This window comes from Priestia megaterium (assembly GCF_041941685.1).
Taxonomy (GTDB): Bacteria; Bacillota; Bacilli; order Bacillales; family Bacillaceae_H; genus Priestia; species Priestia megaterium_C.
This window is the reverse complement of record NZ_CP130958.1, coordinates 1,573,160-1,597,830: the sequence shown is the minus strand read 5'-3', so window position 1 is coordinate 1,597,830 and position 24,671 is coordinate 1,573,160. Positions and strand designations below refer to the sequence as shown.

Here is a 24,671-nt window from a genome sequence, read left to right as displayed (position 1 = left end):
AGTGGAATAATTTATTATATAATAGTTCCTATTGGAAATAATTAGAGACAAAAGAATTAGATAATTGCTTTTCAATTTGATTCTTTTGTCCTGTTAAATTTTATGTAGCTGTTCACGAGAAATCGCTATCATTTTAATGAATCAATAATACATTTTTCAGAAAATCAAAAAGAGCTCTTTATAAAGAGCTCTTTTTGATATCATTTATGCTGTTTTTAAATAGCAGTTCTTATTTAAGAATCAAGTTCCGCAGTACGTTTGATAAGGCTGATTAGACGGAGCAGACGGTGTACAATACTCTGGCTGACCCGGAGATTCATATGGGCTAGAAAGCACTTCAAGTAGGGTTTCCATCACGCTGTAGTCTTCTTTTTGTGCTGCGTCTAACGCTTCTTCCACTCGGTGATTTCGAGGAATGACAGCCGGATTATTATTTTTCATAAGCTCTTGTGACTCCGCTTTAGATTGTTGTTGTCTACCTAGTCTTTTCTGCCATAGCTCATGCCACTGTGCAAACTCTTTGCTTTCAAACAAGTCACTATTTTCTAGCTTATCGAAAGTTAATGCACGAAACGTATTTGTATAGTCAGCTTCATAGGTTTTCATTATTGTAAGAAGCTCTTGGAATAATGCTTCATCTTCTTTTTCTTCGTTAAAAAGCCCAAGTTTAGCCTGCATACCTGCCAGCCAGTTTTCCCGATAGAATTTTGGAAATTCCGTCACGGCGCTTTGCGCTATTTCAACTGCTTTTTCTATATCTTGATCCAATAGCGGTAATAAAGCCTCAGCAAACCTCGCAAGATTCCACCCTGTAATGCCTGGTTGATTTTGATAAGCGTAGCGCCCTTGTACATCAATTGAACTAAATACAGTTTCTGGATCATAGGTATCCATAAATGCACATGGTCCATAATCAATTGTTTCTCCACTAATTGTCATATTATCCGTATTCATAACGCCGTGAATAAAACCAATAAGCTGCCATTTAGCAACTAGGGTAGCGTGACGCTTAATCACTTCTTGAAGCAATGATAAATATTTTTTTTCATTCTTTTCTATGTGGGAAAAGTGACGTTCTAATGCATAGTCAGCTAAAGCTTGAAGATTTTCGACTGTTCCCCATTTTGCAGCGAACTGAAATGTGCCAAAACGAAGGTGACTGGAAGCTACACGCGTCAAAATAGCCCCCGGCAGTTCTTTTTCACGAACAATGGATTCGCCTGTTGTTACGACTGCTAGGCTCCGAGTAGTTGGAATACCAAGAGCATGCATGGCTTCACTAATAATATACTCACGCAGCATAGGTCCTAGAGCTGCCCGGCCGTCTCCTCCGCGGGAATACGGAGTTCGGCCTGAGCCTTTAAGCTGAAGATCTACTTTCTCACCCGAAGGCGTAACTTGCTCCCCTATCAGCATAGCCCGGCCGTCTCCTAGCATGTTAAAGTGGCCAAATTGATGTCCCCCATAAGCTTGTGCAAGTGGGAAAGCACCTTTTGGGACACTGTTTCCAGCCAAAATGCTAACTCCTTCTTGGCTTTGCAGCTGTTCTTTTTGTAACCCTAGAGATGCGGCTAAAGAGTCGTTAAATTTAACTATTTTAGGTGAACTCACTGGATTAGGATCAAGAGGCGTAAAAAAGATGTTTGGTAACTCCGCATAGCTATTACGTAAATTCCATCCTGTTTCTTTTTGATTAGTCATCGTATCTCCTTTTCATTTTGTGTCTTAAAATATAATTCTTTTCTTTGTTCACGGTTGTTTTATAAGCTGAGTAGCCCTGCTCTATCCTGCTTTCTTCTTGGCATCTTCAAGCTCAATATTTTCTTTTTCATTTCATTATATCTTTTATTATTATATCGCATTTGCACATAATTTTAATCTAAAGTGCCTTATCCATTTATTTATCCCCATTGTGATAAAGGACTATTAAATACTCAAAAAAAGAGGTTGAAACATTCCTAAATTATTCCTATCTAAGGCCGAACAAACGGGAGTAATGCTCTAGTATGAATCGCCTGTTACATCGCGGTTGATTTCCGTGCAAGGCTCCGCTAAAAGCAGCTAAACAGATGAAACCTACGTTCACCATCCCAACAAAAAAAGAACCACGAATCAAACATTTTGATCAATAGTTCGTCATTCACGTTGGCTAAAATACTTTTGTTCCAGCCTCCTCTATGTTTTACTTCCAATTTTATATTGTAAAAAGATTGTACTAGGTGTAAAAGTGGGCTATGTGGTATGTTTATAGTGCTTAATAAAACGTTTACAATCCTTATATAGACTTTTATCATTCAAAATAAAACGTAAAGACTAGAAAGCTGCTTGCTTACTTGCATTTATGTTAAGGCTTTTACATGTCTAATATATACTATAAAAGTAAGGTGTTGGATAAATTAGGAGGAAACTAGATGAAAGCCAAAATTAATGATGTAGCAAAAATTGCAGGTGTTTCACCGACTACAGTTTCTCGTGTATTAAATAACCGTGGTTACATAAGCAAAGAAACGCGAGAAAATGTTTATAAAGCAATGAAAGAAATTAATTATTTCCCAAATGATATTGCGCGTTCATTATTTAATAAGCGAACAAATTTAATCGGTATGATTGTCCCGCAAACGAGCAACCCTTTTTTCGGAGAGTTAGCCTTTCACATTGAAAGTATATGTGCTTCCCTTAACTACAAAGTACTTCTTTGTAACAGTCTTAATCGAATTGATAAAGAAAAAAAATATGTAGAAATGCTCATCAGAAATCAGGTAGATGGTGTTATTGCCGTTACTTACAATAGAGGTATTTTTGATTCAGAAAGTCAAAGTCTTCCTGTAGTAGCAGTGGATCATTATTTATCAAAAGATATTCCTACCGTATCTTCTGATAACTATTCTGGAGGAAAACAAGCCACGGAATTGCTCATTTCAAAAGATTGTAAGTATATTATTCATATTAACGGCCCCCTTAAACTTGAAACTCCAGCTAACTTAAGAAGGAAAGCTTATGAAAACGTGATGAAAAAGTACGGAAAACAGCCTATCACGTATGAAATTTCAAATACCTTTGACCGCAACATTCAGCAAGAAACTATCTCGAGGGTTTTTGAAGAATATCCGGAAGTAGATGGTATTTTTGCAAGCGATGACTTACTTGCAGCTTTAGTAGTTGCGGAAGCACAAAAAAGAGGAAAAAGCATCCCAAAAGATTTAAAAATCGTGGGTTATGACGGAACGGAAACCAGTCAGACTTTGTTACCTGGTCTAACTACAATTCAACAGCCAATTGAATCGATTGCTCAAACAGCCATTGATATTTTACTAAAAGAAATTGAAGGAGAATTTAGCAATGTACCTCATGAAATCTGTCTTCCAGTTAAGCTTCTAGAAGGACAAACAACGTAAAAATACGTTTTTTACAAAATAAATATCAGTTTGTTGCATATTCTTCTTTCTTTATTCACACCTTAACGTTACAGAAAGGAGTTGAATACAATGGCAAACAACAAAAGCAGCAATAATAATGAATTATTAGTATACGGAGCTGAACAAGCAATCGATCAAATGAAATATGAAATCGCTAGCGAGTTCGGAGTAAACTTAGGAGCTGACACTACTGCACGTGCAAACGGATCAGTAGGCGGCGAAATCACAAAACGTCTTGTGCAATTAGCTGAGCAACAACTTGGCGGCGGACGTTTCTAAGACAATTCCATACACACCATGACTTAAGGAAGAATGGATATCCATTCTTCCTTTTCATATATTTACTTTCCATCTTTGTATAAAAATTATTATTGTTCATCCTCTTTACTGACTGATTTTGTTTTTCCTTTCTTTAGTAGGGCGCTGATTCCTAAGCAACAGACAGCTGCTATCCATCCGGAGATGAGAAAATAAACGGAAGTATTTGCAAAGAGTGTACCTATTAAAATAAACAGGCCTCCGAGAATAATAAAAAAGACGTGACCCTCACTATTTCTTTTCACCTTCATCACCTCTTTCTACATATACAAACTAATGTTCAGATACAAAAGAAACTTCTTGATAAACAAGAAGTTTTCTTACGTGCGTTCCTTTTTCAATAAAAAATAAAGGTGTTTTCTTTTTATTTATTCAACGAAACCACTCAATATTCTTCTCAATTACGTGCTATTCAATAATTTCTCCTGTTTTATACTCTTTCATAAATACATCAATAACATCTCCTGCATCCTCGTTCTCCTCCTGCATTTGAACGAGTATTTCGTTTTGTGCATTTACCGAAAGAATTCTGACATCCGACATTCGGTTTATGTCCAGCTGCAGTTCCAAATCTTTAGCAACTTCATCAGCTTTTAATGACCCTTTGATAATATATCTGTGGCTTCTCATAACATTCGCTCCTTTACGTTATATGAACGAATATAGTTTATCCAAACTATCAGCGCACAATGACATTTTTCTTGTATCTTTCATTTAAACAAAACAAAAAAACGGCTTTTCTCAGCCGTTTTTTTGTTTTGCCTTTCACTTATGAAAAAGCATATTTATTTCTTGATTTGACCGTTCTCTGTATCAGGTATCATACGCTTATTTATTCCGAATGCGTAAAAACTAATGACAACGAGAGCGAGGAAAATAATCCCTACAATAAGTGAAATACGCGTTTCATCATTAAACCACATGCCTACAAGCACCATTAGTAAAAAAGCAATGGTTACATAATTCGTTACAGGAGCAAAAGGCATTTTGAAAGGATGACTGTCCATTTCAGCACCTTTAGCTTTACGGAAACGAATTTGGCTGATAAGAATAATGAACCAAGGAATCATTCCCGGAAGCACGCTAGCGCTGTATACATAAACAAATACATTAGGTGGAGCGATGTAGTTTAAAATAACGCCAATTACTAATCCAATCATAACAGCGAGTGTACTGTAAATTGGAACACCGTTACGAGAAATTTTCGTAAAGAATTTAGGTGCTTGACCGTTTACACCAAGCGTATAAAGCATGCGTCCTGCACTGAAAATTCCGCTATTACAGCCTGACATCGCTGCTGTGATGACTACAAAGTTAATAATACCTGCAGCTGCCGTAACACCAACTTTAGCAAATGTAGATACAAATGGACTTCCTAAAGAATCTAACTCATTCCAAGGATATACCGTCACGATGACAAAAATAGCTCCAATATAAAAAATCAAAATACGCCAAATGATACTTTGAATTGCGCTTGTTAACGTTTTTTTAGGATCCTTTGCTTCACCAGCTGTAATACCAATTAGCTCGACTCCTTGATAAGCTGCAATAACAAGAGATAGTGCAAAGAAAAAGCCTGACCATCCGCCTGCAAAGAAGCCGCCGTGTGACCAAAGGTTTGATAAGCCAATTGCGTCTCCGCCATTTCCAAAGCCGAAGAAAATCAATCCGAGTCCTGCAATAATCATTAAAATAATCGTTACAATCTTAATCATCGCAAACCAAAATTCAAACTCTCCAAATGATTTTACCGAAATTAAGTTTGCTGCGCCTAAAATCAACATGGCGATAATACCAGGTACCCAAGCTGGTAAATGAGGGAACCAGTACTGCATATATGCTCCTACCGCTATAATTTCGGACATCCCTACGATTACCCATTGAAACCAGTTGCTCCATGCAGTCATATAACCTGCTAATGGATGAATATATTTGTGGCCAAATGTAGCGAATGAACCTGTGCTTGGTTCCATGTATAACATTTCGCCCATTGCACGCATAATAAAGAAAATAAACATTCCGCAGATTGCGTAAGCAAGCAATACCGATGGACCTGTCCATTGAATTGTGCTTGCTGATCCCATAAATAATCCAACGCCAATTGTTCCGCCTAGCGCGATCATTTGAATGTGACGGGATTCTAAGCCTCTTTTTAGCTCTTTGTCTGCCATTCCATTTCCTCCTCCTAAACTTGTTATAGCTCTGTTAGGAAAGATACTTTTTGTGTCTGATGGAACAGCTATCGTTTTTAAAACATTCCATTTTTACCTAGTACCTTTACAACTAAACTATTTTTTCTATTTTTAGCTATTCGACTGTATAATTACTTATTTTATAATAATAAATTTCCCTCAGGAATACAATTGTTTTTTTCAGAAAAACACTCAACAAAACCTTTCACCTTTGTTAAATCAATCATTTCAGTGAAATAGTTTTTTTATTTCAGTATAATTTAAATTTTATGAATATTAAAATAAATATAGGCGTAGGATGCTGGAACACTCTATTTCTTAAGGATAACGAAATGAAACCACTACTTAATCGAACAAATTCCTTTCTTCTACTTTTACGTTTTTTCTTTCTCTTCTTAGGGAAAGTATCCATAGAAAATAGAGATGAGGAGGGATTTTTCATGTGGCAAGCTGCGATGTGGGGCGGAATTTCAGGATCAGCTGTCCTTCTTGGTGCTTTGGCAGCAGTTTTTTTGCCTATCGGCAAAAAGATAATTGGTTATATTATGGCTTTTGGGACGGGTGTATTAATTGGAGCATCTACCTATGAGCTGCTTGGAGACTCGGTTCATAACGGCGGGTTAAAAGCTACTTCTCTTGGGTTCCTTGCCGGAGCTGTCGTTTTTACTTTTTTAGACTATCTGATTTCACGTCAAGGAGCGAATAAAAGAAAGAGGTCTACCAAACAAATGGCTGCGAATAGTTCTGGAATTGCTATATTTATAGGAACCGTAATGGATGCAATCCCAGAGTCAATTATGATCGGAGCTAGCTTAATTGAAAATGCAACCGTTAGCTGGCTTCTTGTTATCGCTATTTTTATAAGTAATATCCCTGAAGGACTGTCGAGTACGACCGGTCTAGTGAAAAGCGGATTTTCTAAAAAGAAAATTTTTTTACTATGGGCAGCTGTTTTGTTCATTTCAGCTTTTAGTTCATGGACAGGCTTTGTTTTTTTAGACCATGCATCTGAGACACTTATGGCTGCTATTGCTGCTTTTGCCGGCGGTGGTATTATTGCTATGGTAGGTTCTACAATGATGCCAGAGGCCTATGAAGAAGGAGGTTCTATTACAGGATTGATTGCTGCACTTGGATTACTTGCTTCACTGATACTGGATCATTTTTCTTAATCGTCTTCATACTACTTCTATCGTTTCCAAGTAGAAAACAGAAAGCTTTCTACTTGGAGATATTTATTTCAATCACATTATTATGAATGTGTCTTCTTAATAAGTAAAATCGTAGTTTTCTTTTATTTCCCGAGTAAAAGCTTTCCAATCCGTAGCTTCAAATTCTGCATTGCGTGCTTTTAACTCTTTTTCCATTCCTTGAATCTCTTGAACAGCTTCTATAGTTCTTTCACTTCCTGGCCCTACTCTCCAAATTAATTCTTTGTATTCTTGTATTTTCTGTAGCAGCGAAGCGTTATCCATTTCTACATATTTTGACATGTTTCTAAGCTCCTTTTTCTTATTTCTATTAACCATATCATATTTCATATAAATTTTTTTAAGATTAATTTTAACTTAATAAATACTACTATACAGGGCTTCGTGCTCTGATAATTTTTCTAAAAATCTAATTTTTAGAAAAATTATAAAATAACCAGTTTAATCCTTTTTTGACCGGGAAGACAGACTATGAATTCAAATTTATTAGGAGGGATGCAAGATGGCAACTAATAAAAAGAATGAAAAAATGAGTCGTGAAGAAGCGGGAAGAAAAGGTGGAAAAGCTACTTCCAAAAATCATGACAAAGAGTTTTATCAAGAAATTGGTGAAAAAGGCGGAGAAGCTACTTCCAAAAATCAAGGTAAAGAATTTTACGAGGAAATTGGAAAAAAAGGCGGCAGATCCAGCAGCAGCCAGCGTAATAATTAACTAGTATTTGAAGTATATAAACAACTCGAAGAAGAAAAGTTCCTTATAGTACAAGCTACAGGAACTTTTCTTCTTCTAACTAATCTTCTCCATCTCTTTATGGTAATGGGCTAACGATTCATCTTTTATAGATGCAAATAGCTCTGAATCAATAAAAGGAATCAATTTTTCTCCCATTTCCCAAGCATTACATTCAATTTGATACAAAAGCCACATATCTTCCGTTTGTTCAAACTTTGCACTCAAAGATAAAAGGTCTTCATCTAGCGCATGACCCAATTCGTGAGCTAAAATAATCCATCGATAAGATTCTAAACACTCATTTGAACCAAACAAGTGCTGACACTGTATTTTAATATCTTTTTCATATAAAAAAATAGAATGCGTGCTAGGAACGTACTTTCCGCCTACACACCGCGTTCCAGGAAACTCATCTTCAATAACTAGCTTTATTGTTGGATCTACTCCATGAACAAAATCATGTAAATTCATAAAATCCCTCACTTCTTTTCTCCATACTTCAACCTTTTCACCCAAATACATGTACAGGTTTACCATTATACATACGTTTATCTAAAATAACGTATGTATGATTTTTTTTTCAATATGTACACAGCCATACACACAAAAAAGCAAGCATAGATGCTTGCTTTTTTGTGTATTAAAACGGTGCTGCACCTTTTATATTGTGCCCACTTATCCTTACAGTTTTATATGTAAAACTTATTAACGATACCGACTCGAATATTCGAGAATGCTGCGCAGCATTTGACGTGTACTTTGTGATTCATTCGTACGTTCTTTATATTCAAGAGGACGACTAGGAGTAGATCTATTTTCTTCTTTATATTGAGAATTTTTGTTTTCTGACACGTTTTTTCACTTCCCTATCTCTATTTTATCCAGAGCAGCTCAAAGCTGCTCTTTTGTATGTCATTCTTTTATTTGTTATGACGGTTTACTTTTGCTTTTTGAAGCTCATCTGTATGAATATCGTTTGATAAAATATTTTTATTCACGTTATCGACAGTAGCAGCTGCACTGCTGCTGACTCCTTGGTTTGTGCTTTTATTCTGTTTACTCATTCCATCCACCTCCATGTGTAACGTCTATATTTTATGGAGTTATGAAAAGAAAATAAGAGGTAGTATCAGGAAAATAACCTATTTTTCTTCTTGCTTTTAACCTCATATTGAATAAAAAACAAATTCTCCATATTTAACAGAATGCACCAGGGATTAATGTTCATACTAAGAGTAGAAACCGTATATATCCATTTTGATAATATAGGAGGAAATAACTGTGAGTACAAATAGAAACACACTATCCATTTTTGCTTTAGGCGGCATCAACGAAATAGGAAAAAATATGTATGCAGTTCAATATGATGACGACATCATTGTTGTTGACTGCGGTTCTAAATTTCCTGACGAAAGTTTATTGGGAATTGATTTGATTATACCTGATATTACATACTTGCAAGAAAATAAAGAAAAGGTTCGTGGATTGGTTGTTACTCATGGTCATGAAGATCATATTGGAGGTATTCCTTATCTTTTAAAACAATTAAATCTCCCTATTTACGCAACAAGCCTTACGCTCGGATTAATCGATATTAAACTTCAGGAGCATCGATTATCTGCTGAGACGGAGCTCATCGAAATTAATGAAGACTCAGAAATTACATTAGGTGATATTCCACTATCCTTTTTTAAGACCAACCACAGCATTCCAGATTGTCTGGGTATTGTTTTTCATACCCCTGAAGGAGCAGTTGTGCATACGGGAGATTTCAAATTCGACTTAACTCCTGTTAACGACCAATATCCAGATCTTCATAAAATGGCGAAAATCGGCAGTGAAGGTGTACTAGCTTTAATATCAGAAAGCACAAATGCTGAGCGCCCTGGATTTACGCCGTCGGAAAAGCTAGTTGGCAAACATGTAGAAGAGGCTTTTCGTAAAGCTAAACGAAAAGTGATTATTTCTACTTTCGCCTCGAATGTTAACCGCGTACAGCAAATTGTAGATGCTGCGGTTAAAACGAACAGAAAACTTTCGCTGCTAGGAAGAAGTATGGTTAACGTCGTATCTGTCGCCTTAGAGAAAGGGTATTTAACCATTCCTGATGGGATGCTAATTGAGCCTTATGAAGTACATTCACTTGCCCCTGAGCAAGTCGCTATTCTCTGCACTGGAAGTCAAGGTGAGCCGATGGCCGCTTTATCTAGATTAGCCAGCGGAAATCATCGACAAGTAGAAATTCTTCCTGAAGACACGGTCATTTTATCAGCAGGGCCTATTCCGGGCAATGAACGTAATATCTCTCGTATTGTCGACAGTCTTTTCACACTCGGGGCTCATGTGATTTATGGTTCAGGAAGCGCAACAGGTATGCACGTATCAGGACATGGCTATCAAGAAGAACTAAAATTAATGGCTACATTGATGAAACCGAAGTATTTTATCCCAATTCACGGTGAGTTTCGAATGCTTCATCACCACAGCTTATTAGCAGAATCCGTAGGGGTGGAAAAAGAGAACATTTTCATTATAAATAACGGCGATATTGTTGACATCAAGGGCGGAACAGCTTTTCAAACAAGAAAAATCCCTGCAGGCAATGTATATGTAGATGGGTTTGGCATTGGAGATGTTGGCAACGCGATTTTACGCGACCGCAAACAGCTTTCCGAAGATGGCATGCTAGTTATTGTTATCACTCTAAATAAAGCGGAAGGAAGAATTGTGTCTGGTCCAGACACCATTTCACGAGGCTTTGTTTATGCAAGAGATTCAGAGCAGTTATTAAAAGATATTAATCAGCAAGTGACCAAGGTTGTAAATCAGTTACAAAAAGCTCACGTTCACCAATGGAATATTATGAAAAAAGAAATAAAGACAACACTCGGCCAATTTTTATATAATCAAACGAAAAGAAGACCTATGATTCTTCCTATCATCATTGAAGTTTGATTACTTAAACGAAAACTGCCTTAGTCCCCACTAAGGCAGTTTTTTTGATAAATCCGAAGCTTAACTCAAAGTAAGAAGTTGCCCTTTATAGTTTATGAATAGGCCCTCCTTTTATATGTATGGTTAAAAGTGTTAGGTGTATTTCTTCTTTTTTGCCCCATTCTATAAGAGAGATATTTCACCGTAAATATCTTATGAAAGTATCCTATCCTTGAGGTGATTATGATGAATGATAAAAATCAAGTAGATCAGCATTCAGAACTATTCCGCCACAACTGGACGAGACCGAAGCGTTCAAAGTCCCAAGTAAATGGACATACAGAGATGTCTCAAACGAACATCATCTTGCGAAGTAATGCAAAAGCTCATCGTTGGTAAGGATACACTTCAACAAAAAAAGACGCGTTCGCGTCTTTTTTTGTTATTGGCCGTCTGCCCCGCTTTGAGTTATCTTACGAATATGACCGTCTTCATAATTATTTTCTCGTAGCGCTTTTGCCTTGTCATTTACTACTTGTTTTTGATCTACTTGTGAAGAAGGAGTCTGCTTGTTTTTTGGCATGATTAAAACCACCTTTTATCTTTGTAATTGTATAACGTGCATAGTGTCCCTCATAAAGATTAAATATATGTTAGCTAGCCGCTTCTTCTTCTTTCCACTTATGGCGCAGTTTTAAAATAACAAGACTTATAACAATTAAAAAGCATAAACTTGCAAAGAAACCCGGTCTGCTTGCAGATTCTAACAGCGTACCGCTTACTGCTAATAGGATTAATAAGATGCCAATAGCTTGTTTTACTTTATCCCAAACGGTTTGTTTAATTAAGCGATGAAAAGAAATTAAAATAAAGAACCAGTTATAAATCAGCATCAGTCCAGCTGCTGTTGTAATGTACTCATAAATTTTCCCGGGCAATAGCAAGGAAAGAACAATAGAAACAATCAATCCCGCTGTTGTTAAAAGCAAAGCCGGTAAAGGAAATTGTAGCTTTTTCTTTTTTTGTTTTGAAAACAATGCCGGAGCATCTCCATCTTCTGAAAGAGTGACAATCATTGTTGTTACGGAAAAAAAAGACGCTGACATCGTTGAAAAACCGGCAACAATCATTGCTCCATTAAAAACATGAGGGAAAAATGGAAGATGATATGTTTCTAAAGCCGTTATGAACGGGCTTTGATTTCCATGAAAATCATGAAAAGGTACAATTGAAATAGCTAAGCTCAGTGAAGCAATGTAAATAATTCCAAGGAGAATAAGCATGCTTCTTCCTGCTTTTGGTGCATCTTCTTTGTTTTCTAAACGAACGGTCATCATCCCCATGACTTCGATGCCGCCGAAAGCATAAAAGGCATAAAGCAAAGCGCCCCATAAACCTAAAAATCCATGAGGAAATACTTCACTCATCGTTCGTGGCACCCCTTGTTTGGCACCTTCGTCAAGAAATCCAAATAAAGCGAGACTAGCTAATACAATAAACATTAAAATAGCAGCCACTTTTGTGACAGCAAATACATTTTCCATTCGTTCAAAACCTTTTGTTCCAATTAATACAACAGCAATGCCTAAAACAGCATAAATAGATGCAAACACCCATAGTGGAATACCTTCAAACCAAAAACGCGTAAAAAGAGATAAAGCCGTGAGCTGACTTCCCATGATCAGCATCTCTGAACTCCAGTACACCCATCCGCTGCTAAATCCTGCCCATCTTCCATAAGCTTTTTTAGCATAGGAGCGAAACGAACCTTTTTGAGGATCTTGAGCACTCATTTTAGCAAGTGCGTCAAATACAATAAATGTGCATAATGCTGCTAGTAAAAAAGCTATTAATACAGAGGGCCCCGTGGCTTTTATTGCAATACTTGACCCTAAAAAATAGCCTGTACCGATTATGCACCCTACTCCGATTAAAGACAGCTGCCACCATTTTAATTTCCCTTCAACTTGACTTCCGCAGCCCATTTTCTTTTTCATACTATCACTCCTTACACCTCGATGTAGTGTGTGATAGTTTGAAAAATTTATGCGTAAAGAGACACACCTTTTCTATCATTTTTTAATTTCCAAGCATACAAAAAATACTTTAAATTCAGCGCTGCTTTTTACCCTTTTAAATGATTACTTGCTGTACAGCTTGCCAGCCGAAATATATACCGAATCCTATTAAAGATAACCCCGATACAACGGACACGACAGTCAAAAACGTCGCGGCTAAGTACCTTCGAAAAGTGCTTGCTAAAGCTGCCATAGCAATGTCCCAGGCCAAAATCCCTGTAAAAATAGCACAGCTGTATAAGATGAGCTGTTCTGTTTCGTATGTATTAGCTGTTTTGGCTAAAACAGAGCCATAAATTCCAAGCCAAAAAAGAATGGTAAGCGGGTTTGTTAATGAAATTAAAAAGCCTGAAAAAAAACACTTTAATACCGAATCTCCTTTTGCGTTTCTATGCTGTGTAATTTTCCCTGCACTCATTAACCCTTCAATACCTGTATAAATTAATACGAAGCATCCAAACGAAAAAAGAAACGTTTTCATAAAGTCGCTGCTTAAAAAATGAACGGAGCCAAAATAAACCACAAACATATAAAGAGCGTCAACCGATGTTGCTCCTATTCCTAAGAACCAGGCATGCAAAAAACCATTTTTAATTCCTTTATCAAGCTGCGCTGCATTAATTGGGCCAATTGGCGCGGCTAACGAGAGTCCTAATAATACATAGCTAAAAAAAGCCCCCACATACATCCCTTCCTCCATTATTTCTGAGATTTCATAAATTTAATTATGATAAATGTATGCAGCCGACTTAGCTTGTACTACGTAATTTTTATTTTATTTCTAAATCCTTTTGTATAGCTACGAAAAACCAGCGCATGTTAACTGTAAATACTATACAGAAGGATGAGAAGCATGAATTCATACACTCATATTAAAGAAGCATTACAATTAGCTGAACAGGCTGTTTATCAAGGGCAGATGAATTTGGATGCAGCCAATTTTCAAAAAGCTCAAATGCATTTGAATATGGTTCAGCAACAAATTAATGAACAAAAAGAACAGGCGTCTGGTGATAAAGAATTAAAGCGAATGGAAGAACACTTAAGACATTTACGCGAAGCACAGCAGGCTATTCAACAAAATTTTTAATGAGGGTAATAACAACTGTTTTTTTACTTTTATACGAAAAAACTAAAAAAGCTCTAAGAACTCACTGAGTTCTTAGAGCTTTTGATCTTCACCCGCAGCTTTTAAGATCATGCGTAAAGATTAAAATCATTTCTTTATTCTTATATATTCTTATACATATTTTCCGTAATCGGGACGAGCAATTGTATCGAAGTTTTTAACAAGCTTTGATAAATTGGTTGAAAGCCATTCGCCAGAAACTGGTTTTCCATGTCCTGTCACCGCTACAGATGGATGCAGTGACTGAAGCAGTTCAACGGATTTTTTTGCAGACGCCCAGTCGGTAGTTAAATAACGAGGAGGACCGCTAATTTCCAATTCTTGCTCCAATACATCCAGCAAATATTCTTGCTTAGTGGTAACAAAAGCATCTCCCGCGATAAGCGCAAGGTCTTGCTTTCTAAAAAGAGAAATATGTCCTGGCGAATGACCAGGGGTATGAATCCATTCCCACTCTGGCATATGAGGTACAGAGCCGTCGGCTGGCAAAACTTGCACATGAGAGCCTAAATCAATGGCTTCCGTTGGAAATAGTGGAGAAAGCTTTGCTACAAGCCCGCCTTCCACTGTGCCATCTGGTGTGGGATAATTTTTTTTACCCGTCACATATGGAAGTTCAAGTGTATGTGCATATACCGGTATTTGCCACTTCTCCACTAGTTCAATAATAGCTCCAATATGATCAAAATGTGCATGTGTAAGAATAATGGCTTTTGGTTTTTTCCCTTCTCCAAACCTTTCCTCTGCCTCTTTGATAATCATAGAAGCCGAGTTAGGCATTCCTGCATCAACAAGGACAAAGCGATCGTCTTTGGCTGGGTTTCCTATAAAACATACGTTAACAATCTGTGTAGTATAGCTGTAGATATCCGGCGTCACTTCGACTCCTTTTCCATTGGCTATAGAGCTCATGGGAATAAAACTTTCTGTTGATGAACTTCCGTGCATATCCCTATTCACTTTATAATTCCCTCCTTTATCGTCTCACTTCATATGCGTGATACACGTTTATGCTATCCACCTTTGCTTTCGTTATTCTTTTTTTAAATGGCTCTATTTTATGGATCCATAAAAAAAGAAAGGAGAAAAACTCCTTTCTTTTTTTAACATCAATTATACTTTTGCTGGAACTTTGACGCCCATAATCGCTTTTGGCTCTAAATATTCTTCGATACCAAATGCTCCCCACTCGCGTCCAATACCAGATTGTTTGAATCCACCGAACGGTGCAGCTCTGTCTTGCTCGGCATCGTTGACGATGATTTGACCAGCTCTAATATTTTTAGCAACATAGTCAAGTGTTTCTTGGTCTTTTCCGACCGCATAGCCTGCAAGTCCATAAACCGTATCGTTTGCAATCTCAAGAGCTTGCTCTAGATCATCATACGTAATAATAGTTGTTACAGGTCCAAAGATTTCTTCTTGTGCAATAACCATATCATTTGAAACGTCAGTAAAGACTGTCGGTTTAACAAAGTATCCTGTCTCTAAGCCGTCTGGTTTGCCCGTTCCGCCAGTAAGAAGTTTTGCACCTTCGTCCATTCCTTTTTTAATATAATCCTGTACGCGATCCCACTGTTTTTCCGCTACAAGCGGTCCAGTTACGTTGTCTTTATTTAATGGATCACCAACTGGGAATGATGGTAGAACCTTCTTCACTGCTTCTTCAAATTTTTCTTTCATAGAGGCAGGAATGATAATGCGCGTTGCTGCCGTACATACTTGCCCTGTATTCATTGCAATGTGTGAAACTGCTATTTTAGCCGCTTCTTCTACATCCGCATCCTCTAATACAACTAGCGGTGATTTCCCGCCTAGCTCAAGCGCTACTTTTTTGATTGTTTTAGCCGCATTTTGCATAATTTTCTCGCCTACAGCACCTGATCCTGTAAATGATACAAAATCAATGTCCGGGTGAGAACTAATACCGTCACCGATTGTGCTTCCCGTTCCGTTTACAAGGTTAAAGGCACCTTTTGGTACACCAGCTTCATCAATAATCTCCGCTAATATCATCGCTGCATACGGTGTAAGTTCTGATGGTTTTAATACCATTGGACTTCCTGCTGCGATAGCTCCTGCAATTTTAGTAGACGTCTGATTTGTTGGGAAGTTCCATGGTGTAATAAGTCCGCTTACTCCAATAGACTCTTTCACGACCTTGTAGCTTCCATGATCTTTTTCAAATGTGTAATCTTCAAGTGCATTAGCTGCTTCTTTAAAGTGGCTAAGTCCCATTTCATAGTGAACTTCTTCCGAAATCTTTAAAGGAGCGCCAAGCTCTTCAGTCATAACTTCAATAAGCTCCTGTTTACGTTTTTCATACCCTTTTGCAATATTGCGAAGCATTTTAATTCGCTCTTCTTTTGTTGTTCTTGAAAATGTTGGAAGAGCTGCTTTAGCAGCTGCTACGGCTTTATCTAAATCTTCTTTTGTACCTAAGCTAATTTTACCGATTGATTTTTCAGTAGCAGGATTGATCACATCTGCCGTTTCATTTCCTGTTGATTCAACCCATTCTCCGTTAATAAAGTGTTTTAAATTTGTACGCATTGATTTGATCTCTCCTTTTAGTTTGTTAATTGCTGAACTATGTTATCTAGTTTTTGTCTACCCGCCTGTCTGCTTCTCAAACACCACTTATTTTATTTTTTGCTTCTTTCACTGCCTCTTATCTTTTTTTCAATCACTCTTTCATAGCTAAAACTATTTTTCCTCTGCAACTTTTTAACTCTGTATATAAAAAAACACCGTTCGTATACGAACGGTGTGTATGCATTAACGTACTTCTTGTAAACGATGTACCACTCTGCTTTCAATTAATGGTTCAGTTTGCTGTCTGTATTGCTTATAGTGAGGTGTTTCAAGATGAGCTTCAACATCTTCTTTGCTTTTCCATTTCTCATAAAAAACAAACGTGCCAGTTTTGTCCGTGTCTTGATGGAGAGTGTATTGAATACATCCATTTTCTCCTTTTGACGGTTCAACCACTTTTACTAACTCTGATCGAAGTTCTTCTTCTTTTCCTGGCTTGGCTTGCAAAATGGCGTTAATAATAATTTCTGACATCGTTTTTCCTCATTTCTTTAAAAAATATTTTCCATAAAAGAGTTTCCCTCTTTTTTTATTCATTACACTGACAATCATATTTTTTTATTATGATTGATTTCTCCAGTCCGATACAATAAAACATACGGGCTACCAAAAGCGGCTTTTCTTGATGCTGTTGATAAAAAGCCTGTAGGCTTATTAGCATACAGGCTTTTTTACATGTTAATTTAATAGTTGGTTAACGACTTCTTTTGCTACACTGATTGTTGACTGAGGGTTTTGACCTGTTATCAAGTTTCCACTCCTCTGTACATTATCCGTCCAGTTTGGAGCAGTTACTACATTTGCACCAAGTTCACGCAGACGTTTTTCCAAAAGGAACGGCATGAATTGGTCTAATGTTGTTTCACGCTCTTCATCATCTGTAAAAGCAGCGACATCTTTTCCTTCGACCAACGGCTTTCCATCTGATAATGTAACACTTACTAAGCCTGCAGGTCCATGACACACAGCTGCTACTACTTTGTCCCCTTCGTATACTTCACGGATTAAAGCTTGAAGCGTTTGATTATCTGGCAGGTCAAACATTGTGCCGTGACCGCTTGGTAAGAAAATCGCCTCGAATTTAGCACTTTCAGTAAGGGTATCAAGTTTTAGCGTATTCTCTAGGTGCTTAGCTGTATTTAAGATTTCTTGAGAAGTCTCTCCTTCAAGGCTGCGAGCATCCACCGGTGCTTTTCCTCCTAGAGGGCTTGCTACAGCAATAGCAAACCCAGCTTTTTCGAACTCTACGTACGCTTCACTAAATTCTGAAAGCCAAAGGCCTGTTAGATGATTTTCTTTCATTTTGTCAACCGTTGTTACGACCATTAATATATGTTTAGACATAATAACGTCCTCCTGTAAACAAAGATAGTATTTTCTGTTTCCGCCTTACACACCATATTGGAAGAGAGGAATCTTTATAATACAAATTAGAAAATATGTGCTTATCGATAAATATTTTTATAGATAGTGCAGATATTCTTTTATTACATGCAAAAAGGACCGATTTCTGCAACGAAGAGGAATTTCGAAGGAAACAAAGTCTTAAAAAAGAATACTATACTCTATATAATTCGATACGATACGTATCGTTTTTTAAATAAAGATAGGAGTTCAAGAATGAAAGAAAAAAAGTCTGCCAAGCAACCTAGAAATAAAGAGAAAATTTTAGAGTCAACTCTACAGGTGTTAGAAAATACAAGTTATCCTTCTCTTACAATTGAAGCCATCGCGGCCCACGCAGGAGCCGGCAAAACAACCATATACAGATGGTGGGATACAAAAGCACATTTAGTTCTTGATGCTTTTCTTATGTATACGGCTTCAAGCTTCCAATTTGACATAGAAGATTCCGTACGCTCAAATTTTCAGCGTCAGCTAACAAACCTTGCTTCTGTTTTCAGTTCCAAAATTGGGCGCTCGATGCTCGCTATCATTGTAGAAAACGAAGAAATTTCCAAATCTTTTCACACGTCCTTCCTTACACTTCGAAGAAGAGATGCAACCTTATTTTTAGAAGCAGCTATTAAAAGAAAAGAGATCAAACCGGATCTCAACACTGATATTATTTTAGATATGCTTCTTGGCCCTATTTATTTTCGCATTCTGATATACAACCAAGAACCAGACGAACGTTTTATTACACATTTAGTCGATCATATCATCACCAGTATTTTGTGCTCTAGTGATGAAAGAAGGTAGGAAAAGACATCATGGAAAAACTGAGTCATCATAAAAACTATGCATTTATTACACTTATTTTATTTTGGTGCGGATTAGCTATCCTATCGAGTATGTACGTTACGATTCCACTTACCGGAATGTTTACAACGTATTTTAATATCTCAACAAATCAAGCTACGTGGATTGGCAGCGCCTTTTCTCTATGCTATGCGCTGGGGTGCTTAATTTACGGTCCATTTTCTGATAAACACGGACGCAAGATTTTCCTTGTCTGTAGCATTAGTTTGCTAACCATCGTGACGCTTCTTATCAGCTTCGTTCCTAATTTTAGCGGATTAATCTTCCTTAGAGCTCTTCAAGGAATTATTGCAGCAGCCTTTGCTCCGATTTCGTTTGTATATGCCGCTGAGATGTTTCCTGCACATAAACGAGTAACAGCTCTTGGATTTATCAGCTCTGGCTTGCTAATGGCAAGCGTGGCAGGGCAAGTATTTAGCGGCGTTATCAACCGATTATTCGGATGGCATGCTATTTTTTCAATGCTTGGCGGGCTCTATCTTGTTTCTAGCGTATTGGTCATTCTATTTCTTCCAAAAGATAACCTTCCTCGGGCAAAGGAAAGCGTATGGCTGAAATTTAAACAAATGCAAAATCTCTTTAAGCAAAAACAGTTAAATTTTATTTTTTTTATTACATTTACACTCTTATTAACACTTGTTGGCATGTATACACTTCTAGGAAGCTATTTATCTTCTCCAGAGTGGGGCTTAACAGATCAACAAATTCTTCTTGTCCGTGCTGTAGGCATTGTTGGGATGCTTTTATCACCGTTTACAGGACGATTTGCTAGGAAAATGGGGACTGAATTTATTCTTCGAGGCGGGCTCGTGATTGCCATCATAGGACTGATTGGACTGGGACTGAGCCCAAGCGTAGTATTAATGGTGATCAGCAGCGTCATTTTTGTAGCAGGAATTGCTATTGTAACGCCTATTACGATTTCACTGATTAATCAATTGGGCGGTGCGTCTAGAGGAAGTGCCGTATCCTTTAATGCTTTTATTTTATTTTTAGGCACAAGCTCGGGTCCTGTTCTAGCCGTTTATTTAATTAGCACCGGACACTTCCGACTTGCCTTTGAATCATTAGCATTTGTGCTAGTAATCGGACTAGGTGCTTCGATGTTTATAAGAAGTAAAACGCCTGCAGCAACGTCAGTAGAAGTTAATGAAGCACCTGTAAAAGAAACAATCATATAATATCTCGTCTTATTTTTTATATAATCAAAAAACCGCCCTTTTGAGTAAGGGCGGTTTTTTGCAGAAAAACATAGAATCTATGTTTCATTTTAAAGAACAGATTAAGCTTTCATTTGTTTCGCTTTCTTTTCTTCCGTTTTTTTAAGACTCACCATAAAAACAAACGAAATACAGTACAGCCCTGCCAAGTACGTCATCGCTACCGTCATATCATAGCTTTGCAAAAGATATCCGACAAGAATTGGTGATAATCCACCCAACGCCCGCCCAAAGTTAAAAATGGTGTTCGTTGCAGTACTGCGAACCTCTACTGAATAGTGGCTGCTTATCAATGCTCCGTATCCTGCGAACATTCCGTTTGAAAAAAATCCGACCACAGCTCCTCCTATAAGTAGTCCTGCACTTCCTTCGGCATAAGAGTATAAAAATACCGCACAAGCTGAAGCGAGAAGAAAGATTCCAAAAGTACGTTTCGATCCAAAACGATCCATAAATTGACCAAATGTTAGCATGCCTACAATCATTCCAACGGCTGTACTGATTGTCCAAAGAGCTGAACTTGAAACAGAGAGGCCTTGTGATTGCTGAAGCATAGACGGAAGCCATATCATGAGTCCGTTATAGCCTGCAATTTGAACTGTAGCCATCACTGCCAGCGAAATAGTCGTCATCGCCGTCCTAGGCGTATCAAATAATTGACGAAGCTTGCCAGTATTTTTAACAACGGCTGTTTTCTCTTTTTGAGCTTTTAGCCACTCAGGAGATTCATTTAAATTTTTTCGTACGAGAAAAGCAAAAATGACGGGGATAATTCCGACAAAAAACAGCGCTCTCCATCCGAAAATCGGCAGGATCAGAGAACTTAAAAGCGCCGCAAGGATCACTCCAAATTGTGCGCCAATACTAACATAGGATGAAGCTCGTCCCTGCTTATGTTTCGGCCACGCTTCTGCTACAAGAGCCATACCGATCCCGTACTCTCCTCCAGCCCCAATTCCGGCAATAAATCGTGAAGCATACACTTGTTCAACATTTGCTGCAAAACCTGTCAATGCCGTTCCGACTGCAAATAGAAGAACCGTGTAGGTAAAAACCCGCACTCTTCCAAATTTATCTGCTAAAATTCCGAAGATGACTCCACCTATCAGCATTCCTATATTCGTAATAGAAGAAATAAGTCCACCTGTTGCTAAATCAATGTGAAATTCAGCAATAATCATTGACATAGCAAACGAGATAAACATGATGTCCATCCCTTCTAACGTCAAACCTGCTACTGATGCTACAACTGTCTTGTTACGATAATTCATGTTGTTCCACCCTCCAGTGTATTCTTTCTGTATCAACGCTCTTTCTTTTTTGAAGGAATGGATAAATAACATATCTCCATTCTCTTTTGAAGCCTCTCTGGACTTCGTTTAAAAGAGGTAAGTAACACATAAAAGCCCTTTTGTCGCAGAGGGCAAAAGGGCACAGATAGGCATAGAAGCAGTAAATAAGTGATCCGTCCTTTTCGGCCTCTCTGGACCGTCTTAAAGGCAGTTATTATATTAATCCTAATGTTAACACGCCGCACAGAACCTTTCAATAAGAAAAATATCTTCTTTAAAGCAGCTATGTAGATCTCTCACTTTTTACATTCATACTATTTTGTTCATTATTTTTTAAATATGGTTAAAACCAAAGCCTAATGTATCATGTTCAAAGCCTTTTTTAGGCGCACCTATCGTTCCATACACACAAACGCTAATCCATTCGTCGCTTGATCCTGAAAACTCAATTTTTCCGCGCACGATTGAAAATGTGAGTCCTACCGTCCGTAAAATATCACCCAGCTGCAGCGTTCCTCGACTAACTCCTTGAATCGCTTCAAGTATAGCATGATAAAGAGCATGAACTTCCCGATACGACTGGGCATTAATAATTTTATTTGTTTTGGCACTCGTTTCAATTGCCGCCACGACTTTAGACAGTTCCATTGCTCCTACTTTTCCTACTGTGTAGCTATATCCTCTTTCATTAATTTCCTTTTCAATACCTTCAACTAGTTCCGTATTATGTAAAAGAACGAGTAAAGATGTTAATCTCCCCATTGAAAAATCGTTAACTTGTTGAAATTTATTGCTCAACTGTCATTCCCTCCCTTCTATTCCCTTATTATTTTAACAGACGGTACCTAAAAGGGTGCTGATTATTCAACGAACGAGCGCTCACTTAAAGGGTAAGGAGATCTATGTGTACTGTCCACCACTGTTACGAAGTAGAATTTGCATAAACAAGTAACCTACCTTTTAGTAAGCGCTTACTTTAATTTCAAGGAAGAAATCATTTTCTCTACTTACGTTAAGACAAGCTGTGATTCAACTTTTAACTTTCCCAGCATCTCTCTCGTCATTTTTTCTAGGTTATATTCTGCTTTAAATCCCCACTCTTCTATCGCACAGCTGGAATCTATATGGTTAGGCCAGCTTTCAGCAATTGCTTGTCGAACAGGATCTACTTGGTAATCCAGAACAAATTCCGGAATCGTTTTTCTGATTTCAGTCGCCATTTGTTCTGGATCAAAGCTCATGGCAGAAACGTTAAATGAATTTCGGTGCTTCAGCTTAGAACCGTCTGCTTCCATTAGTTGGATAACAGCATTTAATGCATCAGGCATATACATCATATCCATATATGTTCCTTTGTCAATATAGGACGTATATCGCTTATGCTTAACGGCTTCATAATAAATTTCAACAGCGTAGTCCGTTGTTCCTCCACCTGGAGGCGTTACATATGAAATTAAGCCTGGAAAACGCAGCCCTCGTGTATCTACTCCGAATTTATGGTGGTAGTAATCGCAAAGTAATTCACCCGCTACTTTATTAACACCATACATCGTGGTAGGACGTTGAATGGTATCCTGCGGCGTCCAGTCTTTTGGAGTCGTTGGACCAAATGCGCCAATTGAACTTGGAGTAAAAAATTGACACTGAAGCTCGCGCGCTACTTCGAGCGAGTTTACTAATCCGCCCATATTTAGATTCCAAGCTAGAAGCGGTTTTTGCTCGGCCGTCGCTGATAACAGCGCAGCCAAGTGAATAATCGTATCAACTTTATGCTTTTTAGCGATCGTAAATAACGCAGCCTGATCTGTAACATCTAAAATCTCGAATGGACCTGAAGTCACGACATCGCTCGTCGTTTTGCGAATATCGGTGGCAATAATATTTTCTGAACCATACATCTCTCTCATTTTCGCCGTTAATTCAGAACCGATTTGTCCTAGAGAACCTGTTATTAATACTTTTTTCATCTCAATATCCTCCTCGTGTACTGCCTAGATCAAACATTTAGATTAATTTCATTTCCTTGCCTACTTTTTTGTAGATACGAAGTGCTTCATCTAACATTTCTTTTGTATGGGCAGCCGTCGGCATATTGCGAACGCGTCCTGTCCCTCTTGGAACTGTTGGGAAAACAATTGATTTAGCGTATACCCCTTCTTCTATTAATTTCTCACTAAAAATCTGCGTTTGGTTTTCATCTCCTATGATGCATGGAGTGATAGGCGTTTCACTTTCTCCAATGTTAAAGCCTAGTTCTTTTAATCCTTGCTTTAAATAATGACTGTTTTCCCACATTTGCTGCTGTAGCTCTGTACTTGTACTTAGGATTTCAATTGCTTTAATACAGGCAGCAGCCGTGCCTGGTGTAATAGCAGTCGAAAACAAAAACGGACGGCTTCTTACTTTTAACCAGTCGATTAAATCTTTTTTTCCGGCTACGTACCCACCTACAGCTCCAATCGCTTTTGACAATGTTCCAATCTGGAAGTCTACTTTTTCAGATAAGCCAAAATGTTTGACTGTGCCCATGCCGTTACCTAATACACCCGACCCGTGAGCATCATCTACGTATGTGATCAAGTCAAATTCCTCTGCGATTTCTACAATTTCCGGAAGCTTAGCAATGTCTCCATCCATTGAGAATACACCGTCGGTAATTACCATTATTTTATTATAGGCACCGGACTTTTGTGCTTCGCCTGCTTTTGCACGAAGATCTTCCATATCCGAATGCTTAAAAGGAATAATTTTTGCTTTTGATAGCCGGCATCCGTCAATAATTGAAGCGTGATTCAGCTCATCTGATAAAATCGCATCATGTTTATCCATAACCGCGGAGATGGCTGCCATATTGCAGTTAAAGCCAGACTGGTAAGCTATAGCTGCTTCTGTATGCTTAAACGCCGCAAGCTTTTCCTCTAGCTTAATATGAATATCTAGAGTTCCATTAATCGTTCGGACAGCTCCAGCTCCCACTCCATATTTTTCAGTGGCTTCGTTGCACGCGTTAATAAGCCTTTCGTCTGTAGCAAGCCCCAAATAGTTGTTCGAAGATAAATTAATTAATTGTTTTCCGTCAATTTGAATAACAGGTCCGTTTGGTCCCTCTACCGGATTAATAACGTTGTATAGCCCTTTATCTTTTAAATCTTCTAAATTATTATTCAAGAATTCTTTTAAACGTCTGCTTGTCATCTTCCATACCTCCTCATTATCGTTCAACGCTTCTTATAAACTTCTCTTTTCCCCATTAAAAGATTAATCTAAGCACTTATAGTATATGAGTTAAAA

General features: G+C 37.8%; 27 protein-coding genes and 1 pseudogene. 9 read left to right on the top strand and 19 right to left on the bottom strand.

Going from position 1 to position 24,671, the window contains the following annotated elements:
• Nucleotides 1–240 precede the first annotated feature (240 nt).
• The gene (locus Q5794_RS08320) at nt 241–1,701 is read right to left on the bottom strand and encodes a YdiU family protein (RefSeq protein ID WP_214985824.1); all 1,461 of its coding nucleotides are present in this window, start codon (nt 1,699–1,701) and stop codon (nt 241–243) included.
• Nucleotides 1,702–2,411: 710 nt separating this feature from the next.
• Between Q5794_RS08320 and Q5794_RS08315 the strand changes: the two genes are divergently transcribed.
• Both Q5794_RS08315 and Q5794_RS08310 read left to right on the top strand, forming a co-directional pair.
• On the top strand, nt 2,412–3,395 hold the full coding sequence (locus Q5794_RS08315) for a LacI family DNA-binding transcriptional regulator (protein WP_374988966.1): 984 nt from the start codon (nt 2,412–2,414) through the stop codon (nt 3,393–3,395).
• A 90-nt stretch (nt 3,396–3,485) separates the two neighbouring features.
• Nucleotides 3,486–3,695, top strand: coding sequence for an alpha/beta-type small acid-soluble spore protein (locus Q5794_RS08310; protein WP_013058452.1), 210 nt, complete (start codon nt 3,486–3,488; stop codon nt 3,693–3,695).
• An 89-nt stretch (nt 3,696–3,784) separates the two neighbouring features.
• Here Q5794_RS08310 and Q5794_RS08305 read toward each other — a convergent pair whose 3' ends face one another.
• The 3 genes from Q5794_RS08305 to Q5794_RS08295 form a co-directional block, all read right to left on the bottom strand.
• On the bottom strand, nt 3,785–3,985 hold the full coding sequence (locus Q5794_RS08305) for a hypothetical protein (protein ID WP_214985822.1): 201 nt from the start codon (nt 3,983–3,985) through the stop codon (nt 3,785–3,787).
• 157 nt (nt 3,986–4,142) lie between these two features.
• A complete protein-coding gene (locus Q5794_RS08300) occupies nt 4,143–4,364 on the bottom strand; it encodes a hypothetical protein (RefSeq protein WP_214985820.1) in 222 nt (73 codons plus the stop codon).
• 155 nt (nt 4,365–4,519) lie between these two features.
• Nucleotides 4,520–5,905 (bottom strand): amino acid permease, encoded by a 1,386-nt coding sequence (locus Q5794_RS08295; RefSeq protein WP_214985818.1) that lies wholly within the window; start codon nt 5,903–5,905, stop codon nt 4,520–4,522.
• 461 nt (nt 5,906–6,366) lie between these two features.
• On the opposite strand from Q5794_RS08295, the gene Q5794_RS08290 reads away from it, so the two are divergent.
• Nucleotides 6,367–7,098 (top strand): ZIP family metal transporter, encoded by a 732-nt coding sequence (locus Q5794_RS08290; protein ID WP_013056284.1) that lies wholly within the window; start codon nt 6,367–6,369, stop codon nt 7,096–7,098.
• A 96-nt stretch (nt 7,099–7,194) separates the two neighbouring features.
• Here the strand turns inward: Q5794_RS08290 and Q5794_RS08285 are convergent, their stop codons facing one another.
• Entirely contained in the window at nt 7,195–7,419 is a 225-nt protein-coding gene (locus Q5794_RS08285; RefSeq protein ID WP_192997543.1) for a transcriptional regulator, read from the bottom strand.
• Between the two features lie 220 nt (nt 7,420–7,639).
• On the opposite strand from Q5794_RS08285, the pseudogene Q5794_RS08280 reads away from it, so the two are divergent.
• Nucleotides 7,640–7,843 (top strand): annotated as a pseudogene (locus tag Q5794_RS08280) (KGG domain-containing protein); the annotation flags it as partial.
• 81 nt (nt 7,844–7,924) lie between these two features.
• Here Q5794_RS08280 and Q5794_RS08275 read toward each other — a convergent pair.
• The 3 genes from Q5794_RS08275 to Q5794_RS08265 all read right to left on the bottom strand — a co-directional run bounded on the left by Q5794_RS08275 (nt 7,925) and on the right by Q5794_RS08265 (nt 8,934).
• Nucleotides 7,925–8,341, bottom strand: a complete 417-nt coding sequence (locus Q5794_RS08275; protein WP_192997544.1) for a hypothetical protein — start codon at nt 8,339–8,341, stop codon at nt 7,925–7,927.
• A gap of 234 nt (nt 8,342–8,575) precedes the next feature.
• Complete coding sequence (locus Q5794_RS08270; protein WP_156405075.1) at nt 8,576–8,722, bottom strand: hypothetical protein; 147 nt, start codon at nt 8,720–8,722, stop codon at nt 8,576–8,578.
• Nucleotides 8,723–8,790: 68 nt separating this feature from the next.
• Nucleotides 8,791–8,934 carry a hypothetical protein gene (locus Q5794_RS08265; RefSeq protein ID WP_192997545.1) on the bottom strand — a complete coding sequence of 48 codons (144 nt, stop codon included), beginning with the start codon at nt 8,932–8,934 and terminating at the stop codon, nt 8,791–8,793.
• Between the two features lie 217 nt (nt 8,935–9,151).
• Between Q5794_RS08265 and Q5794_RS08260 the strand changes: the two genes are divergently transcribed.
• Together Q5794_RS08260 and Q5794_RS08255 are read left to right on the top strand one after the other, a co-directional pair.
• Nucleotides 9,152–10,825, top strand: a complete 1,674-nt coding sequence (locus Q5794_RS08260; RefSeq protein ID WP_214985816.1) for a ribonuclease J — start codon at nt 9,152–9,154, stop codon at nt 10,823–10,825.
• 225 nt (nt 10,826–11,050) lie between these two features.
• On the top strand, nt 11,051–11,203 hold the full coding sequence (locus Q5794_RS08255; protein ID WP_013056278.1) for a YpzG family protein: 153 nt from the start codon (nt 11,051–11,053) through the stop codon (nt 11,201–11,203).
• Nucleotides 11,204–11,246: 43 nt separating this feature from the next.
• Here the strand turns inward: Q5794_RS08255 and Q5794_RS08250 are convergent, their stop codons facing one another.
• The 3 genes from Q5794_RS08250 to Q5794_RS08240 form a co-directional block, all read right to left on the bottom strand.
• Nucleotides 11,247–11,387: a hypothetical protein gene (locus Q5794_RS08250; RefSeq protein ID WP_164797559.1), complete on the bottom strand. Its 141-nt coding sequence runs from the start codon at nt 11,385–11,387 to the stop codon at nt 11,247–11,249.
• A gap of 70 nt (nt 11,388–11,457) precedes the next feature.
• Nucleotides 11,458–12,801 (bottom strand): amino acid permease, encoded by a 1,344-nt coding sequence (locus Q5794_RS08245; protein WP_214985814.1) that lies wholly within the window; start codon nt 12,799–12,801, stop codon nt 11,458–11,460.
• A 136-nt stretch (nt 12,802–12,937) separates the two neighbouring features.
• Nucleotides 12,938–13,564 (bottom strand): LysE family transporter, encoded by a 627-nt coding sequence (locus Q5794_RS08240; RefSeq protein WP_214985812.1) that lies wholly within the window; start codon nt 13,562–13,564, stop codon nt 12,938–12,940.
• A gap of 171 nt (nt 13,565–13,735) precedes the next feature.
• On the opposite strand from Q5794_RS08240, the gene Q5794_RS08235 reads away from it, so the two are divergent.
• Nucleotides 13,736–13,972, top strand: a complete 237-nt coding sequence (locus tag Q5794_RS08235; RefSeq protein WP_116073117.1) for a hypothetical protein — start codon at nt 13,736–13,738, stop codon at nt 13,970–13,972.
• A 150-nt stretch (nt 13,973–14,122) separates the two neighbouring features.
• Here the strand turns inward: Q5794_RS08235 and Q5794_RS08230 are convergent, their stop codons facing one another.
• From Q5794_RS08230 to Q5794_RS08215, 4 genes are all read right to left on the bottom strand, one after another.
• Complete coding sequence (locus Q5794_RS08230; protein ID WP_328248301.1) at nt 14,123–14,971, bottom strand: MBL fold metallo-hydrolase; 849 nt, start codon at nt 14,969–14,971, stop codon at nt 14,123–14,125.
• A 153-nt stretch (nt 14,972–15,124) separates the two neighbouring features.
• The gene (locus Q5794_RS08225; protein WP_214985808.1) at nt 15,125–16,564 is read right to left on the bottom strand and encodes an aldehyde dehydrogenase family protein; all 1,440 of its coding nucleotides are present in this window, start codon (nt 16,562–16,564) and stop codon (nt 15,125–15,127) included.
• A 225-nt stretch (nt 16,565–16,789) separates the two neighbouring features.
• The gene (locus Q5794_RS08220; protein ID WP_214985806.1) at nt 16,790–17,080 is read right to left on the bottom strand and encodes a putative quinol monooxygenase; all 291 of its coding nucleotides are present in this window, start codon (nt 17,078–17,080) and stop codon (nt 16,790–16,792) included.
• A gap of 204 nt (nt 17,081–17,284) precedes the next feature.
• Complete coding sequence (locus Q5794_RS08215) at nt 17,285–17,950, bottom strand: type 1 glutamine amidotransferase domain-containing protein (protein ID WP_214985804.1); 666 nt, start codon at nt 17,948–17,950, stop codon at nt 17,285–17,287.
• Nucleotides 17,951–18,226: 276 nt separating this feature from the next.
• Between Q5794_RS08215 and Q5794_RS08210 the strand changes: the two genes are divergently transcribed.
• Together Q5794_RS08210 and Q5794_RS08205 are read left to right on the top strand one after the other, a co-directional pair.
• Nucleotides 18,227–18,808 (top strand): TetR/AcrR family transcriptional regulator, encoded by a 582-nt coding sequence (locus Q5794_RS08210; protein WP_215054932.1) that lies wholly within the window; start codon nt 18,227–18,229, stop codon nt 18,806–18,808.
• Nucleotides 18,809–18,819: 11 nt separating this feature from the next.
• On the top strand, nt 18,820–20,049 hold the full coding sequence (locus tag Q5794_RS08205) for an MFS transporter (protein WP_214985800.1): 1,230 nt from the start codon (nt 18,820–18,822) through the stop codon (nt 20,047–20,049).
• 101 nt (nt 20,050–20,150) lie between these two features.
• On the opposite strand, the gene Q5794_RS08200 is transcribed toward Q5794_RS08205, so the two are convergent.
• The 4 genes from Q5794_RS08200 to Q5794_RS08185 form a co-directional block, all read right to left on the bottom strand.
• Complete coding sequence (locus tag Q5794_RS08200) at nt 20,151–21,359, bottom strand: MFS transporter (protein WP_214985798.1); 1,209 nt, start codon at nt 21,357–21,359, stop codon at nt 20,151–20,153.
• 354 nt (nt 21,360–21,713) lie between these two features.
• Complete coding sequence (hutP, locus tag Q5794_RS08195; RefSeq protein ID WP_214985796.1) at nt 21,714–22,178, bottom strand: hut operon transcriptional regulator HutP; 465 nt, start codon at nt 22,176–22,178, stop codon at nt 21,714–21,716.
• A 209-nt stretch (nt 22,179–22,387) separates the two neighbouring features.
• Nucleotides 22,388–23,347, bottom strand: coding sequence for an L-threonine 3-dehydrogenase (locus tag Q5794_RS08190; protein ID WP_214985794.1), 960 nt, complete (start codon nt 23,345–23,347; stop codon nt 22,388–22,390).
• A 37-nt stretch (nt 23,348–23,384) separates the two neighbouring features.
• Entirely contained in the window at nt 23,385–24,575 is a 1,191-nt protein-coding gene (locus Q5794_RS08185) for a glycine C-acetyltransferase (protein ID WP_214985792.1), read from the bottom strand.
• Nucleotides 24,576–24,671 lie beyond the last annotated feature (96 nt).